Annotated in this window: 14 protein-coding genes; 8 read left to right on the top strand and 6 right to left on the bottom strand. The window is 74.1% G+C overall.

Annotated features, from left to right (window positions below; genetic code table 11):
* Nucleotides 1-185: 185 nt before the first annotated feature.
* The gene (locus tag ABCS02_RS21805; RefSeq protein WP_345837784.1) at nucleotides 186-2,075 is read right to left on the bottom strand and encodes a YhgE/Pip family protein; all 1,890 of its coding nucleotides are present in this window, start codon (nucleotides 2,073-2,075) and stop codon (nucleotides 186-188) included.
* Entirely contained in the window at nucleotides 2,072-4,846 is a 2,775-nt protein-coding gene (locus ABCS02_RS21800) for an MMPL family transporter (RefSeq protein ID WP_345837783.1), read from the bottom strand. The genes ABCS02_RS21805 and ABCS02_RS21800 overlap by 4 nt, the downstream gene beginning before the upstream one ends.
* 74 nt (nucleotides 4,847-4,920) lie before the next feature.
* On the opposite strand from ABCS02_RS21800, the gene ABCS02_RS21795 reads away from it, so the two are divergent.
* A complete protein-coding gene (locus ABCS02_RS21795; protein ID WP_345837782.1) occupies nucleotides 4,921-5,544 on the top strand; it encodes a helix-turn-helix domain-containing protein in 624 nt (207 codons plus the stop codon).
* Between the two features lie 252 nt (nucleotides 5,545-5,796).
* Here the strand turns inward: ABCS02_RS21795 and ABCS02_RS21790 are convergent, their stop codons facing one another.
* Nucleotides 5,797-6,789: an o-succinylbenzoate synthase gene (locus ABCS02_RS21790; RefSeq protein WP_345837781.1), complete on the bottom strand. Its 993-nt coding sequence runs from the start codon at nucleotides 6,787-6,789 to the stop codon at nucleotides 5,797-5,799.
* A 157-nt stretch (nucleotides 6,790-6,946) separates the two neighbouring features.
* On the opposite strand from ABCS02_RS21790, the gene ABCS02_RS21785 reads away from it, so the two are divergent.
* The 4 genes from ABCS02_RS21785 to ABCS02_RS21770 are packed head-to-tail and all read left to right on the top strand — an operon-like array spanning nucleotide 6,947 to nucleotide 10,783.
* Nucleotides 6,947-7,753: an LLM class F420-dependent oxidoreductase gene (locus ABCS02_RS21785; RefSeq protein WP_345837780.1), complete on the top strand. Its 807-nt coding sequence runs from the start codon at nucleotides 6,947-6,949 to the stop codon at nucleotides 7,751-7,753.
* The gene (locus ABCS02_RS21780; RefSeq protein WP_345837779.1) at nucleotides 7,750-8,652 is read left to right on the top strand and encodes a 1,4-dihydroxy-2-naphthoyl-CoA synthase; all 903 of its coding nucleotides are present in this window, start codon (nucleotides 7,750-7,752) and stop codon (nucleotides 8,650-8,652) included. Before ABCS02_RS21785 ends, ABCS02_RS21780 begins: the two co-directional genes overlap by 4 nt.
* A complete protein-coding gene (locus tag ABCS02_RS21775; protein WP_345837778.1) occupies nucleotides 8,640-9,773 on the top strand; it encodes an AMP-binding protein in 1,134 nt (377 codons plus the stop codon). Before ABCS02_RS21780 ends, ABCS02_RS21775 begins: the two co-directional genes overlap by 13 nt.
* A 38-nt stretch (nucleotides 9,774-9,811) precedes the next feature.
* A complete protein-coding gene (locus ABCS02_RS21770) occupies nucleotides 9,812-10,783 on the top strand; it encodes a 1,4-dihydroxy-2-naphthoate polyprenyltransferase (protein WP_345837777.1) in 972 nt (323 codons plus the stop codon).
* Here the strand turns inward: ABCS02_RS21770 and ABCS02_RS21765 are convergent.
* The gene (locus tag ABCS02_RS21765) at nucleotides 10,747-11,076 is read right to left on the bottom strand and encodes a DUF4229 domain-containing protein (RefSeq protein ID WP_345837776.1); all 330 of its coding nucleotides are present in this window, start codon (nucleotides 11,074-11,076) and stop codon (nucleotides 10,747-10,749) included. The genes ABCS02_RS21770 and ABCS02_RS21765 overlap by 37 nt on opposite strands.
* An 86-nt stretch (nucleotides 11,077-11,162) precedes the next feature.
* On the opposite strand from ABCS02_RS21765, the gene ABCS02_RS21760 reads away from it, so the two are divergent.
* Nucleotides 11,163-11,567 (top strand): PLD nuclease N-terminal domain-containing protein, encoded by a 405-nt coding sequence (locus ABCS02_RS21760; RefSeq protein WP_345837775.1) that lies wholly within the window; start codon nucleotides 11,163-11,165, stop codon nucleotides 11,565-11,567.
* A gap of 115 nt (nucleotides 11,568-11,682) precedes the next feature.
* The gene (gene menD / locus ABCS02_RS21755; RefSeq protein ID WP_345838007.1) at nucleotides 11,683-13,341 is read left to right on the top strand and encodes a 2-succinyl-5-enolpyruvyl-6-hydroxy-3-cyclohexene-1-carboxylic-acid synthase; all 1,659 of its coding nucleotides are present in this window, start codon (nucleotides 11,683-11,685) and stop codon (nucleotides 13,339-13,341) included.
* A gap of 12 nt (nucleotides 13,342-13,353) precedes the next feature.
* Here menD and ABCS02_RS21750 read toward each other — a convergent pair whose 3' ends face one another.
* Nucleotides 13,354-13,758, bottom strand: coding sequence for an SRPBCC family protein (locus ABCS02_RS21750; RefSeq protein ID WP_345837774.1), 405 nt, complete (start codon nucleotides 13,756-13,758; stop codon nucleotides 13,354-13,356).
* A 312-nt stretch (nucleotides 13,759-14,070) separates the two neighbouring features.
* Between ABCS02_RS21750 and ABCS02_RS21745 the strand changes: the two genes are divergently transcribed.
* A complete protein-coding gene (locus ABCS02_RS21745) occupies nucleotides 14,071-14,478 on the top strand; it encodes a glucose-6-phosphate dehydrogenase (protein ID WP_345837773.1) in 408 nt (135 codons plus the stop codon).
* Between the two features lie 76 nt (nucleotides 14,479-14,554).
* Here the strand turns inward: ABCS02_RS21745 and coaBC are convergent, their stop codons facing one another.
* A complete protein-coding gene (gene coaBC / locus ABCS02_RS21740) occupies nucleotides 14,555-15,769 on the bottom strand; it encodes a bifunctional phosphopantothenoylcysteine decarboxylase/phosphopantothenate--cysteine ligase CoaBC (RefSeq protein WP_345837772.1) in 1,215 nt (404 codons plus the stop codon).
* Between the last annotated feature and the right edge of the window lie 29 nt (nucleotides 15,770-15,798).

Below are 15,798 nucleotides of genomic sequence, written 5' to 3'. Positions count from 1 at the left end.
GCCTGCCCCGGCTCGAGGCGCCCATCCGCCGCACAACTCCTGCAATCCGGGCGCGCGGATACCCGGCGGTGCCGGGGTTCCGCGGCAGCCGCAGCATGCCGGGCGCAGGGTGCAGGAGTTGTGCGCCGGGCAGGTGTGCAGGAGTTGCGCGCGCGACCCGGGGCCTGCGCGGCCGGGCGTGAGGGTCAGGCGGGGGCGGGGCCGAGGAGGAGGGCCTTAGCGCTCGTGGTGCGGCGGCGCGTCACGGCCAGCACGGTCACCACGAACGCGAGCGCGGCCCACACCACCAGGCCCACGACCGCCGCACCCGCGCCGCCGGCGGTGGTCAGCACGCCGGCCATGGCCGCGGACGCGGGCGCCGTCGGCAGGAACCCGGCCACCGAGACGAGCCATGCCGGCACGGTGGACACGATCCCCGTGGCGGCCGCGAGCACCCCCACGAGCGCCGAGATCCAGCGGCCGGAGCCCCCGAACACGGCCACGAGCGCCTGATTGACGGCCGCGAACGCGACGCCGGTCAGCGCGCACAGCAGGGCGAACAGCGACCAGGTGCCGAGGTCGTAGGACGCGGCGATCTCCACGACGATCGCCACGAGCAGGCCCTGCGCGACCCCGACGATCGCGCCGGGCAGCAGCGCCCGCAGCGCGAGCAGCGCGGACGGGCGCTGGGATGCTAGCGACCGCCGCGGGATCGCCCGCAGCGCCACGAACGAGGCCAGCCCGCCGAACCACAGCGCGAGCGTCGCGAGCAGGGGGATCGCGGATGCCCCGAACAGATTCGTGCTGAGGCCGGTCGCGGCCACCGGATCGGCGACGACCGTCGCCAAGCTCTGCGCCTCCTGGTCGGTGTATGTCGGCACCTGGGCGACGGCGGTGTTCAGCCCGCTCGCGAGGGACGAGGCCCCGGATGCCAGCTGCCCGGCGCCGTCGGACAGCGACTGGGTCCCCGTCGCGAGCTGCGTCGCCCCGTCGGCGAGCTGGAACGCGCCGGATTGGAGGCCGAACGCCGCCGTCTGCGCTGCCCCGATCCCGCTCGCGATCTGGTTCAGCCCATCGGCCAGACCCTGCGCGCCGGTCGCAAGAGGCGTGAGCTGCTGCGCCAGGTCGGTCGGCGCTCGGTCCGCCAGCTGCTGCACGCCGGCCGCGGTCAGAGCGGTCGCGCCCGCCGCTGCCGCGACCTTGGCGCAGTACGCGGGGGAGGCGCCCGACGCGGCGCAGCCCGCCGCGAGGTCTGCCGTCCCGGCGGCGGTGCCGTGGGCGAGCGCGGTCAGCTCGGACGGCACGATCCCCTGCTGCTGGATCTGGGTGATCGCGGCGTTCGCGCCGTCCGCGAGCTGGGTCGCGCCCGCGGCGGAGGACTCGGTCCCGGTCTGCAGCGTCCCGAGGACGCCCGCGAGCTGGCCGGCGCCGGAGCCGAGCGTGCTCGCCCCGCTCGCCAGCCCGGTCGCGGCCGGCACGAGCTGGGCTGCGCCGGTCGCGGTCTGGGTCGCCGCGCTCGCGAGCTGGGTCGCGCCGGAGGCGGCCTGGCCGAGCTGGTCGTGCAGGCTCGTGAAGCCCAGGAACACGTTCTTCAGGTACGTCTCCGAGATCTGCTGCCCCGTGAGGGACGCCGCCGCCTGCGAGACCTGCGCGATGATGGCGTCGTCGACGATCCGCGAGTCCGGCGGGGTCGTCACCTGGATCGTGGCCTGCACGGGGGTGCTCGTCGTGGTCGACGTCGCGGCGGCGGAGAAGTCCTGCGGGATCGTGATGACCGCGTCGTACGTGCCGTTCGCCAGCCCGGACGACGCGTCGCCGCCGTTCGTGATGACCCAGTGGATGTTGCTCGGCAGGGTGTCGGATCCCGCCACGAGACCCGCGGTCAGCTGCCGCCCGAGCGGCACGATCTGCCCGTTGACGGTGACGGGCTGATCGTCGTTGACGACCGCGGCGGTCATGTTGTCGAGCCGGTCGACGGGGTTGTAGAGCGCGGCGACGAGGATGCCGCCGATCGCGACCGGCAGGAGGATCACGCCGATGATCGTCAGCCAGGTGATGGGCTTGCGCGTGCGGGCGCGCTCGACGGGGAGGGTCATGCGGTCACCTCGTGGCTCGCGGGGGTGGACGGGGTCGGCGGGCCGGGCGGGCTCGCCGGCAGGGTCAGGACGTGCGCAGCGCCGCGGCCGGCCTCTGCGAGGAGGGATCGTGCCGCACCGGCGTCGGCCGCGGACGCGATGATCGTCGCGGCATCCGTGCGCGCGGCATCCCTGAGGGCGGCCGTGAGCTGATCGGGCTGGCTCGTCGCGACGGCCGCGTCGAGGCCGTCGACGACGACGGTGCGCGTACCGCCGCGCAGGGCCGTGCGCAGCTCGCGCGCCGGATCCGCCGAGCCGTCCAGCAGGGCCACACCGACGCGGGCCCGCACCCAGGCGCCGCGCCCCGGCAGCAGGTGGCCGTGCACCTTGAGGCGGCCGCCCGTGGGGGCGACACGTCCGGCGAGGGTGAGCAGCAGTGCGCGCCGCGCGCGGGCGTCCGCGCCGGTCACGAGCAGCGTCCCGCCGGGCTCGACGCGCAGGTCCACGCCGGCGAAGGCGCGGGCGTCGTCGTCCGCGAGCTCGAGGTCCTCGGCGACGACGACCGCGGTCGTCTCGGGCTCGGGCCAGTCCTCGAGCCGGCGCTCGCGCTCGACGGCCTCGCCCTCGATGTCGAGGTGCGGCAGCCGGCGCACGAGCCACCGCGGCAGCCACCACGCATGGTGTCCGAGCAGCGCCATCACCGCCGGGATGAGCGTCATCCGCACGAGGAACGCGTCGATCGCGACCCCCGAGGCCAGGCCCAGGGCCATGGGCTTGATCGTGGCGTCCCCGTCGGGGATGAATGCCGCGAAGACGCCGAACATGATGACCGCCGCGGCCGTGACGACGCGGGCGGATGCCGTGAAGCCCGTCCGCACCGCGGCGATCGCCCGCGGTCTCGCGCCCGTCTCGCGGGAGTGCACGTAGTCCTCGCGCATGCGCGAGACGAGGAAGACCTCGTAGTCCATCGCGAGCCCGAAGAGCACGCCCATGAGGATGATCGGCAGGAAGCTGATGACAGGCCCCACCTTGGCGACGTTCAGCAGCTCGGCGCCCCACCCCCATTCGAACACCGCCGCGACGATGCCGAACGCGGCGACGACGGACAGGAGGTAGCCGAGCGCCGCGGTGATGGGCACCCAGATCGAGCGGAACACGATCGCGAGGAGGACGAGGGAGAGCCCGACGACGAAGATCCCGAACGGGAGCAGAGCCTGGGCGAGCCGGTCCGAGATGTCGATCGCGATCGCGGTGAACCCGGTCACCTTCAAGTCGACGCCGTACTGCGCCAGGAGCCGGTCGTGCTGGGACCGCAGCTCCCGGACGAGATCGCTCGTGGCCGGATCGTCCGGCGCCGTCGTGGGGATGACGTTCACGATGCCGGTGTCCGCCGTCTGGTTCGGCGTGGCCAGCGTCACCTCCTTGACGCCCGGGATCTTCGCGATGTCGGCGCCGAGGTCCTTCATGAGCGTGACCGGGTCGTTCGAGGTCACGATCGTGCCGGTCATGACGAGCGGACCGTTGTAGCCGGGGCCGAAGTGCTCGGCGACGAGGTCGTACGTCTGCCGCGCCTGGTTCTCCTCCGGCAGCATCCCGGCGTTCGGCAGGGCGAGGGTGAGGCTGGCCGCGGGGATCGCGACGATCCCGAGTGTGACGACGACGGCCGCGGTCGTGACGATCGGATGCCGCGTGATGAGCGCGACCCACCGGTTGATCCGCTTCGGCCCGGACGTCGGCGCCGTGACCGCCGCCCCCTTCCGGCGCGGGCGCCAGCCGACGACCCGGCCCTTCACGAACCCGAGGAGCGCGGGGGTCAGGGTCAGTGCGACCAGCACGGCGACGGCGACCGCGGCGGCGGCGGCGATCCCCATCGTGGTGAGGAACGGGATGTTCGCGAACGACAGGCCGATGAGCGCGATGAGCACCGTGACGCCCGCGAACACGACGGCCGACCCGGCGGTGCCGACCGCGAGGGCCGCGGACTCCTCCGGATCGATCCCGGATCTGACCTGGTCCTGTTGCCGGGCGATGATGAACAGGGCGTAGTCGATGCCGACGGCGAGGCCGAGCATGAGGGCGAGGAGCGGGGTCGTCGACGACACGGTCGCGAACGCGGTCGCGCCCACGATGAGGAGGATCGACAGGCTCACCCCGACGAGCGCCGTCACGAGCGGGAGGCCGGCCGTCACGAACGACCGGAACGTGACGATCAGCACGACGAGCGCGATCAGCAGGCCCAGGGCCTCCGTGATCGAGACCGTGGGCAGCGATTGCGAGAAGAGGTCGCCTCCGAGCGCGACCGTGCTGCCGGCCGGAAGGGCGGACTGGAGGTCGGCCGTGATGCCTTTCAGCGTCGAGCGGGTGGTGGCCGAGACATCCGTCGCCTGCCCGGCGAACTGGAACCGTACGAGCGCCGCGCTGCCGTCGTCCGACACGAGGCCGGTCACGGTGTTCGAGAAGGGGTCCGTCACCGCGAGCACGCCGTCGACGCCCTCGATCTGAGAGATCGTGCGCTCGATGCTCGTCGTGTATGGCGGTTGGTCGACCCGCGACCCCGCGGGCGCGACCACGATGAACTGCGCGCTCGTACCCGCCGCCTGCGGGAACGTGTTGTTGAGCTGCTCGAGCCCGGCCTGCGACTCGGTCCCCGGGATCGAGAACGTGTTGTCGATCCCCTTCGCGAACAGGGCGGCCCCACCGCCGGCGAGCGCGAGCAGCACCAGCCACCCGACGAGCACGCGCCACGGGTGACGGAAGGACCAGCGGCCGAGGGAGAAGAGGAGGGTGGACACGCGTCGCTCCGGGTGCTCGGGGATTCTCGATACACTAATGTATCGAATACACCGCTGTATCGTTAGGGGTGATCATGCAGAACCCGACCCGCCGCCGCGAGAACACCCGGGCCCGGCTGATGGATGCCGGATACGCGGTTTTCGCCGAGGTCGGTCTCGACGCCGCCTCGGTCGAGGCGATCTGCGAGCGCGCGGGCTTCACGCGCGGGGCGTTCTACTCGAACTTCGTCTCGAAGGACGAGCTGTTCGTCGAGCTCGCGACGGCGGTCGCGGAGCGCAAGCTCGGAAGCGTCACCGAGCGCGTGCGCGAGCTGCGCGCACAGGACCAGCCGCCGTCGACGATCCAGCAGATCGTGCGCGCCGTGCTCGACACCGCGGTCGACGATCCGCTCGGCGTCGTGCTCATGAGCGAGGTCAAGCTCCGCGCGATGCGCGACGCCGAGACGGCCGAGCGCTACCGGCGCTGGGAGCGGGGCGTCTGCGACCGCGTGACGGGCATCATCCGGGGTCTCGCCGAGGTCTACGGGGTGCGGCTGCGTGTGCCGGCGGAGGACTTCGCGCGGATCATGCTCGACGTCTGGGAGGCCACCGCCACGGCATCCGTCATCGACCGCCTCGACCAGGAGCAGATGCGCATCCTCGCCGTCGCCCGCATGGAGCAGATCGCGGTAGCCCTGGTCGACGACCTCCCCCGCTGACCCCCTGCCCCCTGCCCCGGCCTGCCCCCTGCTCCCTGCCCCGGCACCCTGTCCCGGGCCCGCCCTACCCCGACCCACCTCATTCCCGGCTCCCGAGCACACCTCGTCCTCGCGAGCCCACCCGTTCCCGGCGCGGGGACGGGGTGCGTTCGCGACCAAGACGTGGGCTCGCGGGGTGGCGCGGGGCCCAGCACGTGGGCTCGCGGGGTGGCGCGTGGGCCCGGCGCGGGCGGGGCGGGGCCGGGGCGGGGGTCAGGCGGGCTCGGCCGCCAGCACCGCGTGGACGCGGGTCAGGCGCGCGAGCCACCAGTCGCGGCGGTCGGGGGCGGCCTCCGCGCGGGCGAGGGCTGCGGCATCCGGGACGACCCGTCCGACGGGGATGCTGCCGTCCACCGGCACGAGAGGGGTGTCGGTCACGTCGGCGGCGAGCAGGGAGGCCGTGCCCAGGCCGCAGTCGAACTCGAGCTCCGGCAGGGCTGCGGCGAGCGCCGCACCCATCGCGATTCCGATCGAGGTGTCCATCGCGCTCGAGACCGCGGCGGGCAGGCCCGCGTCGCGCACGATCGAGAGGGCGCGGCGCACCCCCCTCAGGGGCTGCGTCTTCACGACCAGCACGTCCGCGGCGCCCGCCATCGCGACCAGGAGGGGGTCGGCGGCCTTGCGGACGCTCTCGTCCGCGGCGATCGGGATGCCGAGGTGCGCGACGCGCTCGCGGAGCAGTGCGAGCTCCTCCACGGTGGCGCACGGCTGCTCTACGTACTCGAGGTCGAACCCGGCCAGCGCATGGATCGCGTGTTCGGCCTCGTCGACGTTCCATCCGCCGTTCGCGTCGATGCGGATGCGGCCCGCCGCCCCCATGACCTCCCGCACGGCGGCGACGCGCGCGACGTCGTCGGCCAGGGTCTGCCCGCGTTCGGCCACCTTCACCTTGGCGGTGCGGCAGCCGTGGAACCGGGCCACGACGGCCGGCACCTCGGCGGCGGGCACGGCCGGCACCGTCGCGTTGACGGGGATGCGGTCGCGCCGCGCGGCGGGCTGTGCCCGCCAGCCGTAGTCGATCGCCGCGGCGAGCCACGACGCGGCCTCGGCGTCGTCGTACTCCGGGAACGGGGAGAACTCCGTCCACCCCTCGGGCCCCTCGAACACGAGTGCCTCGCGCGTGTCGATCCCGCGGAACCGCGTCACCAGCGGCAGCGCCACGACGCGCGCGGTGGAGATCAGGTCGTCGAGCGGGGGCAGGTCCACGCCCCCCATCCTGCCGCGGTCGTGCCCGGACCCGCTGCACAACTCCTGCAGTTCGTGCGGCCGCGGGCGTGCACGGGCCCTTGCCGGCCCGGCGGCCTCCAGATTGCAGGAGTTGTGCGGACCGTGGCGGCGTGACGGGCGGGAATAGGCTGGCGCTATGCCACTCCTCGACACTCCGGTGCGCCTCGGCGTGCAGATCCAGCCCCAGCATGCGACGTACGGACAGATCCGGGATGCGGTCCTCCGCTTCGAGGAGATGGGCGTCGACGTGGTCTTCAACTGGGACCACTTCTACCCGCTGTACGGCGAGCGCGACGGCGCGCACTTCGAGAGCTGGACCATGCTCGGAGCCTGGGCCGAGCAGACCGAGCGCGTCGAGTTCGGCGCGCTCGTCAACTGCAACAGCTACCGGAACCCGGACCTCCAGGCCGACATGGCCCGCACGATCGACCACATGTCCGCGAAGGGCGGCCAGGGCCGCTTCATCTTCGGTACCGGCTCGGGCTGGTTCGAGCGCGACTATGACGAGTACGGCTACGAGTTCGGCACCGCCGGCACGCGGCTGAACGAGCTCGCGACGGGCCTCGCGCGCATCGAGACCCGCTGGACGAAGCTCAACCCGGTGCCCACGCGCCGCATCCCGATCCTCATCGGCGGGAAGGGCGAGCAGAAGACGCTGCGGATCGTCGCCCGGCACGCCGACGTCTGGCACAGCTTCGTTCCCGCGGAGGGCCTCGCGCACAAGCTCTCGGTCATCGAGGAGTGGGGCCGGGTCGAGGGACGCGACGTGTCCGGCATCGTCGTGTCGAACGAGCTGCGCCGCCGCGACGAGGCGGATGCCGACGCCCTGTTCGACGCGGGGACGCGCCTGTTCACCCTGGGCTGGGAGCCGGGGACGCCCGACTTCGACCTCGTCGCGGGCTGGCTGCGCTGGCGCGACGCGCGGAACGGGGGCCGCGCATGAGCGTCTCCGAGCTGTTCGACGCGGCGGAGTGGGTCGAGGCCCCGGGCGCCGAGCGCTACACGGACATCACCGCGCACCGGAGCCACGACGGCCGCATCGCGCGGATCGCGTTCGACCGGCCGGAGGTGCGCAACGCCTTCCGGCCGCACACGGTGGACGAGCTGTACCACGCGCTCGACGTGGCCCGGCAGGACCCGCGCATCGGGGTCGTGCTCGTCACCGGCAACGGCCCGAGCCCCAAGGACGGCGGCTGGGCCTTCTGCTCCGGCGGCGACCAGCGCATGCGCGGCCGCGACGGCTACAAGTACTCGGACGACGAGGCGACGGTCCACGACCCGGCCCGCGCCGGCCGGCTGCACATCCTGGAGGTGCAGCGCCTCATCCGCTTCATGCCGAAGGTCGTGATCGCGGTCATCCCGGGCTGGGCCGCCGGCGGCGGGCACTCGCTGCACGTCGTATGCGACCTGTCGATCGCGTCGGCGGAGCACGCGCACTTCAAGCAGACGGATGCCGATGTGGGCTCGTTCGACGCGGGCTACGGCTCCGCGTACTTCGCCCGCCAGGTCGGGCAGAAGTTTGCCCGCGAGGTCTTCTTCCTCGCGGAGGAGTACTCGGCGCAGCGCGCGTACGAGATGGGCGCGGTGAACCGCGTCGTCCCGCACGCCGAGCTGGAGCGGACGGCGATCGCCGCTGCGCGCACGATCCTCACGAAGTCGCCGACGGCGATCCGGATGCTGAAGTTCGCGTTCAACGCGGTCGATGACGGGCTCGTCGGGCAGCAGGTGTTTGCCGGCGAGGCGACGCGGCTCGCGTACGGGTCGGACGAGGCGGTCGAGGGCAGGGACGCCTTCCTGGAGAAGCGCGAGCCGGACTGGTCGCCGTTCCCGTGGCACTACTGACGCGGACCGATCCCGCCGACACCCCTGAGCTCCTCCGGCGGCTGCGGGCGGCGCTCGACGGCTCCGGGCCCGCGCTCGGGTTCGGGATACCGGATCCCGCCGCGCTCCCGGACGCCGTCGCGCTCCCGGACGTCCCCGACGGGACCGCCGTCGTCGTGACGACCTCCGGCTCGACCGGATACCCGAAGTCGGTCGTGCTGAGCGCCGCGGCCCTCCACGCGAGCGCGCGCGCGAGCGCGGACCGCATCGGCGCAGGGACCTGGGTGCTGGCGCTCGCGCCGGGGTATGTCGCCGGGGTCCAGGTGCTCGTGCGCGGCATCCTCGCCGGCACGGCCCCCACGGTCGTGACCGGCCCGTTCGATCCGCTCGCCTTCGCGCGGGCCGCGGCCGAGACCCCGGGTCCGCGGTACGCGTCGCTGGTCCCGGCGCAGCTCGTGCGGCTCCTCGACGCCGCCGGCGACCCCGAGGTCGCGGCCGCCCTCCGCGGCTTCGAGACGCTCCTCATCGGCGGGCAGGCGCTGCCCACCGCGGTCCGGGAGCGCGCCCTGGCCGCGGGCGCGCGGATCGTCCGCACGTACGGCTCCAGCGAGACGAGCGGCGGCTGCGTGTACGACGGCGTCCCGCTCGACGGCGTGCGCGTGCGGATCGCGGCGGATGAGGTCCTCGTCGCGGGTCCCGTGCTCGCGACCGGCTACCTGGGCGAGCCGGAGCGGACGGCCGCCGCGTTCCCCGTGCTCGACGGCGAGCGCTGGTACCGCACGGGCGACACCGGGACCTTCGCGGACGGGATGCTCCGGATCGCCGGTCGCCTCGACAACGTGATCGTCTCCGGCGGGGTCAACGTCTCGCTCGACCGCGTCGAGAGCATCGTCCGGACCCTCCCGGGGCTCGCGGAGGCCGTCGTGGTCGGTGTGCCGGACGCCCGCTGGGGCGAGGCGGCCGTCGTGGCGGTGCCCGCGGATGCCGCCGCTCCCGCGTGGGAGGAGATCCGCGCGGCGGTCGCGGCCGAGCTGGGCGCGCCCGCGCGTCCCGCGCGGCTGGTCGTGCTCGATGCGCTGCCGCACCTGCCGTCCGGAAAGCCCGACCGGGCCGCGATCCGCCGCCTCGCCGCCCAGAACTGAGGGCGGAGCCATCGGCTTGCGGCCTAGGATGAGCGATCGTGGCAGGCACCTCCCGCAAGCGCCGGACGCGCGCGAACTCGAAGAAGAAGACTCCGCCGCGGGGGAACCCGCGCCGCACCCATCCCACCGGGCCGACGAAGGCGACCGCGCGGGACTGGATCGGCGCCGCACGCCTGCGCACTCTGCCGCTCGCGGTCAGCCCGATCCTCGTCGGAACGGGCGCGGCCATGGTCGTGGTCAACGGCTTCCACTGGGTCATCGCGCTCTTCTGCCTCATCGTGGCGGTCTGCCTGCAGATCGGCGTGAACTACGCGAACGACTACAGCGACGGCATCCGGGGCACCGATGACCACCGGGTCGGCCCGGCGCGGCTGACCGGCGCGCGCAAGGCGACGCCGCGCACGGTCCTGACCGTCGCGCTCGTGTTCTTCGCGATCGCCGCGCTCGCCGGTCTCGCGATCACGATCCGCACGCAGCAGTGGTGGCTCCTCGCGCTGGGCGCGATCTGCATCGTCGCGGCCTGGTTCTACACCGGCGGCAAGCGGCCCTACGGCTACTATGCGCTCGGCGAGTTGTTCGTCTTCGTCTTCTTCGGCCTCGTCGCGACCCTCGGCACGACGTGGGTGCAGGCGCTCGCGCTGCCGCAGGAGGCGTGGTTCGGCGCCATCGCGGTCGGCGTCCTCGCGGTGGCGGTGCTGCTCGCCAACAACCTCCGCGACATCGAGCAGGACCGCCGGGCCGGGAAGCGCACGCTTTCCGTGCGGATCGGGCGCCGCGCGACGCAGGTCCTGTTCACGATCCTCGTGATCGTGCCGTTCCTCATCGGGGTGTGGCTCGCGCTCTTCTACCCCGTCGCGTGGCTGACGCTGCTGGCTCTGCTCGCGGCGCTGCCGGCGATCCTCATCGTCTGGACCTACCGGCAGCCGCGTGAGCTCGTGACGGCGCTGGCGCTGACGTCGCTGACCTCGGTCGGCTACTCGGCGCTGCTGGCCTGGTCCTTCGTCGTCTGATCCTCGCGGACGGCGTCGGCCGCGGCATCCTCGACCGCCGTGTCGCGCGCCCGGGCGCCGGCGCGGGCGGCCTTGGGCGGCCGGGCCGCGCGTCGCTCCGCGAACCCGGAGGTTACGGCGTTGAGCGGCCGGCGCAGGAAGATGATCGAGATGCTCAGGCCGATGAGCGCCGCGAAGATCGCAGCGAGCCAGTACAGCTGCTGGAAGACCGGGAACAGCATCAGGATGCCGAACGGCACCAGGAACGCGAGGAGGCGGAGCACCGTGTACAGGACGGCTGAACGTACACGCATCTCCCCATCGTAAGCGCGTCGGCGCCCCGCGTCATCGCGTCCAGACCTCCCCGCCCGCTCACAGTGGTGGTGCCTAGACTGAGGGGATGGCGAGGCTGCTGATCATTCTCGCGCTGCTGGCCACGGTGTTCTGGGTCTACAGCGTGATCGACTGCATCGTGCAGCCGGCCCTCCGCCACCGCGGCGTCGGCAAGGTCGCGTGGGTCTTCATCGTGCTCCTGCTGCCGGTGATCGGCGGCATTCTCTGGTTCACGCTCGGCCGGGCGAGCCGTCGCGCGATGGAGGCATCCGCGCCGGACGACGATCCCGAGTTCCTGCGGCGCATCGGGACGGTGAGCGACCAGGACGAGCGCATCCGCCGCCTGGAGGAGGACCTCGCCCGCCTCGACGGCGAGGACGACACCCGCAAGAAGAAGAAGGACAAGGGGTCGGATGCCGCGCACCGGCCCTCGCCCGACACGGACGACGACGGTCCCCGTGCCCGCGGCTGACCCCGCGGATCCCGCGGGGTCGCCGGGTCCGCCCGCGCCGGCGCCGGATGCCGCGGCCGCGCCCGAACCCCACCCCGCGGCGGCGGCGGCGCCGGCGACGGATGCCGCGGCCGCACTGCTCGGGGGGCTCGTGCGGGCGGGGGTGCGGCACGTCGTGCTGAGCCCCGGCTCGCGCTCGCAGGCGCTCGCGCTCGTCGCGGCCGAACTCGAGGCGCGGGGGCTCGTGCGGCTGCACGTCCGGATCGACGAGCGCGTCGCCGGCTTCACCGCGCTCGGGATCGGCCGGGAGACCGGCATCCCCGCGGCCGTGATCTGCACCTCCGGGACGGCGGTGGCCAACCTCCTGCCGGCCGCGCTCGAGGCGCACCACGCGGGGGTTCCGCTCCTGCTCCTCACGGGGGACCGACCCCCGGAGCTGCGGGGGATCGGCGCGAACCAGACGACCCGGCAGGCGGACCTGTTCGCCGGGGTCGTGCGGTCCGAGACCGATCTGCCCGTCCCGGACGAGCTCGACCCCGCCGGCACGGGCGCGCAGACCGTCCGCCTCGGGCGGGTGGCGGCGGACGCGGTCGCGGCCGCGCGGGGCACGGGCGGCCGCCCCGCCGGCCCGGTGCACCTCAACGTGCCGGCGCGCGAGCCGCTCGCGGGCCGGATCCCGTCCTGGCTCGTCGCCTCCGCGCCGGGCGACGTCGGCGAAGCGGACGGGAGCGATCCGGGCGCGGGCGAGCCGCACGTGCTCGCACGGGGTCCGCGCACGATCGTGGTCGCGGGTGCCGACGCGGGCCCCGCAGCCGAGGAGCTCGCCCACGAGGGCGCCTGGCCGCTGGTCGCCGAGGTCGTCAGCGGAGCTCGGTTCGGGCGGGCGCTCGTGCACGGCTACCGCACGGTCCTGCGCGCGCTCGGCCCCGCGGTCCAGCGAGTCGTGGTGTTCGGGCATCCGACGCTCAGCCGCGAGACGACCGCGCTCCTGTCGCGCGCCGACGTCGAGGTGATCGCGGTCCAGGGCCCGGGGGAGCGGCTCGACCTCAACGGTGCGACCCGGTCCGTCGCCCGGGTCCGGGTGGAGCCCGGCGAGCCGGACGCGGCGTGGCGCGCGGAGTGGCTCCGTGCGTCGCGCGACGCCGCCGTCGACGTGAGTCCGCCGGCGCCTGATGCCGCGGGCCTCGCCTCCGCGGTGCCGCACGAGCGGCTCGGCGCGATCCAGGCCGAGCTCGAGGTCATCCGCGCCCCCGTCGACCGGGCCGCGCTCGCGGATGCCGTCTGGCGCGCGACCTGGCCGCACGACCGTCTCGTGTTCGGCTCATCCCGGCTGGTCCGCGTGGCGGACGAGGTCGTCGGCGGCAAGCGCATTCCGGTGCACGCGAACCGCGGCCTCGCCGGGATCGACGGCACGATCGCCACGGCCGCGGGCATCGCGCTCGCGAGCCAGGCGGCCGGGGCCGCGGGCGTGACCCGCGTGCTGCTCGGCGACCTCGCATTCCTCCACGACGTCGGCGCGCTGCTCCTCCCCCCGGAGGAGGCCGAGTCGCGGATCCAGGTGATCGTCGGCAACGACGGCGGCGGCACGATCTTCGACCAGCTCGAGGTCGCCGGCGTCGCGGATGCCGCGGCCCACGCCCGCGTGCAGTACACGCCGCAGGCGGTCGATCTCGCGGCGCTTGCGGCCGCCTACGGCTGGGCGTACCGCCGCGTCACGACCCGGACCGAGCTCGACCAGGTCCTGACCGCGCCCCATCCGGGCCGGTCGCTGATCGAGGTCCCCCTTCCGCGCTGACCCGCGCCGGGATCAGCGGCGGGCGGACTCCAGCACGTCGCGGAGGCGGGCCAGATCCGCCCGTACGTGCGCGGCATCCTGCTCGAACGCCTCGTCCGTGGTCCGGGGCAGGCGGTAGAGCGTGAACACGACCTCGGCGCCCGCGTCATTGCGCAGCACCCGCAGGGGGTTGTGCACGACCGTGCCGTCCGGGAGGGTCACGTCGTGGTCGAGGATGCCGAGCTCGACCGGGCCCGTGAACCGCACCCCGACGGCGCCCATGGGCGAGTCGGTGATCCACCGGTCGCCGTCGCGGCGGATGCCGGCCGACAGGCCGCCGGCCCACCGCGGCAGGTTCTCGTACGCGCCGGCGAACGCCGCGACCTCGCCCGGGTCGCGTTCGATCGACTGCGCGAGGTGTCGCGCCTCCCACGTCATGCCCGCCAGGCTACGCCCGCCGGGTGCGGGGCCACGCGCCGCACAACTCCTGCAGTCTCTGCGTCCCGGCGCCCCCGGGTCGCCCGATTCCTGGCCGCCACCCCGTGAGAACGCCCGTGTGTCACAAAAACGTCCCGTTTTTGTGACACACGCGCGTTCTCGGCGCTGAGGCGGACGGGGTGATCCGGGCCGGCGGCGGCCGGGGGGCACAGCGTGCAGGAGTTGTGCGCGCTCGGGGGCCGCGCCGGACCCGCAGGCGAGGGATACTGCTATGCGGGCGTCTCGACCGAAATGCGCCGGAGGGGATCTCGCATGAGGATCGTGGAAGGCGCCGATTGGCGCGACGAGCTCGCCTTCGACCAGCCGGTCCGCGTGTCCGAGATCGCGCCGGGCGGTCCGGCGCGCTGCGCGGAATGCCCGAGCGACGCCGCGCTGCTGCCGCGGGACGAACTCTGGGCCGTCAAGCGCCGCCATCCGACGCGGCACGGCGGCTACGTGCGGTTCTTCTGCGCGACGCACCGCCCCGCCCCGCCGGCGCCCGCGCCGGCGGCCACAGCCCCGGGCCGGAAGCCCGCGCGGCGCGAGCCCGTGCGCCGCGAGCGCACGACGGCGTCCCGTGCGTCCGCGGTCGCCGACACGCCCCGGGCGGTCTGCCCGAACTGCTTCGTCGAGGTGCCCGCGACCGGCGTCTGCGGCATGTGCGGGGAGCGCGTCGGCTGACGCGAGGCGTTCCTCGCCCCGTCCGATCCGTCGGCGTCCTACCCGTTCGGCCTGCTGCCTGACCGGTGGATCCCGGTCAGGACCCCGCGCCGCGGACGGCGACGATCGCGTCCCACAGGGCGTCCGCGACCTCGCGCTTCGAGCCGGATGCCTCGGCGACGACGCGGTCCGCGGCGTCCACGATCACGAGCGTGTTGTCGGGCCGCTCGAAGCCCTTCTCCCAGCCGACCTCGTTCGCCGCGATGAGGTCGAGGCCTTTCCGCGCCCGCTTGTGCCGCGCGCGCTCGACGAGGGTCTCGCTGTCGTCTGGGGTCTCCGCCGCGAACCCGACGATCGTCTGCCCCGCTCGCCGGGCGGCGACGAGCGCGGCCGTGATGTCGTCGGTCTCGACGAGCGTGAGCGTGCGCAGCGGGGTCTCGCGCTTCGTGCGCTTGCGGTCGGCGACCGATTCGGGGCGGTAGTCGGCGACCGCCGCCGCCATGACCACGACGTCGGCGTCCGTCGCCGCGGCAGACACGGCGGCCCCGAGCTCCGCCGCGGTTCCGGCCGAGCGGCGCTCGATGCGCGGGTGGATGGCATCCGCCCCCACGACCTCGTCGAGGTGGGCGCCGATCAGCACGACCTGCGCGCCCCGGTCCGCCGCGGCACGGGCGACGGCGACGCCCTGCCGCCCGCTCGAGCGGTTGCCGATGAACCGCACCGGATCGATCGGCTCGCGCGTGCCGCCCGCGGTCACCACGACGCGGAGCCCGGCGAGGTCGTCGCCGCCTTCGAGGAGCGCGAGCGCGGCGTGGAGGATGTCGTCGGGCTCGGTCATCCGTCCGAGCCCGCTGTCGCCGCCCGTCAGCGCCCCGTCCTCGGGTCCGATCACGTGCACCCCGCGCTCGCGGAGCGTGCGGAGGTTCGCTTGCGTCGCGGGATGCCGCCACATCTGCGTGTGCATCGCAGGGGCCACGAGCACGGGCGCCTCCGTCGCGAGCAGCGTGGTCCCGAGCAGGTCCGACGCGAGGCCGGCGGCCATCGCCGCGAGCGTGTTTGCGGTCGCGGGCGCCACGACGACGAGGTCGGCCTCCTGGCCGAGCGCGACGTGCCGGACGACATCCACTCCCTCGTGCACGGACGTCGTGACCGGATGCCGGCTGATCGCCTCCCACGTCGGCGTGCCGACGAAGCGCAGCGCGTCCTCGGTCGGCACCACGTGCACCTCGTGGCCTTCGAGCACGAGACCGCGCACGAGCTGGACCGTCTTGTACGCGGCGATGCCGCCCGTCACGCCGACGACGATGTTCACGGGCACGATTCTCGCACTGCGCGCGGGGT

This window comes from Microbacterium sp. X-17, from assembly GCF_039615055.1.
The sequence above is the reverse complement of the archived record's forward strand: the minus strand, read 5'-3'. Positions and strand labels throughout refer to the sequence as shown.

What these genes read in the sequence shown, in the direction of transcription:
- ABCS02_RS21785 (WP_345837780.1), top strand. Translation starts at nt 6,947, where the DNA reads ATGCCACTCCTCGACACTCCGGTGCGCCTCGGCGTGCAGATCCAGCCC.
- ABCS02_RS21765 (WP_345837776.1), bottom strand. Translation starts at nt 11,076, where the DNA reads ATGCGTGTACGTTCAGCCGTCCTGTACACGGTGCTCCGCCTCCTCGCG.
- ABCS02_RS21750 (WP_345837774.1), bottom strand. Translation starts at nt 13,758, where the DNA reads ATGACGTGGGAGGCGCGACACCTCGCGCAGTCGATCGAACGCGACCCG.
- ABCS02_RS21780 (WP_345837779.1), top strand. Translation starts at nt 7,750, where the DNA reads ATGAGCGTCTCCGAGCTGTTCGACGCGGCGGAGTGGGTCGAGGCCCCG.
- ABCS02_RS21795 (WP_345837782.1), top strand. Translation starts at nt 4,921, where the DNA reads ATGCAGAACCCGACCCGCCGCCGCGAGAACACCCGGGCCCGGCTGATG.
- ABCS02_RS21805 (WP_345837784.1), bottom strand. Translation starts at nt 2,075, where the DNA reads ATGACCCTCCCCGTCGAGCGCGCCCGCACGCGCAAGCCCATCACCTGG.
- ABCS02_RS21760 (WP_345837775.1), top strand. Translation starts at nt 11,163, where the DNA reads ATGGCGAGGCTGCTGATCATTCTCGCGCTGCTGGCCACGGTGTTCTGG.
- ABCS02_RS21745 (WP_345837773.1), top strand. Translation starts at nt 14,071, where the DNA reads ATGAGGATCGTGGAAGGCGCCGATTGGCGCGACGAGCTCGCCTTCGAC.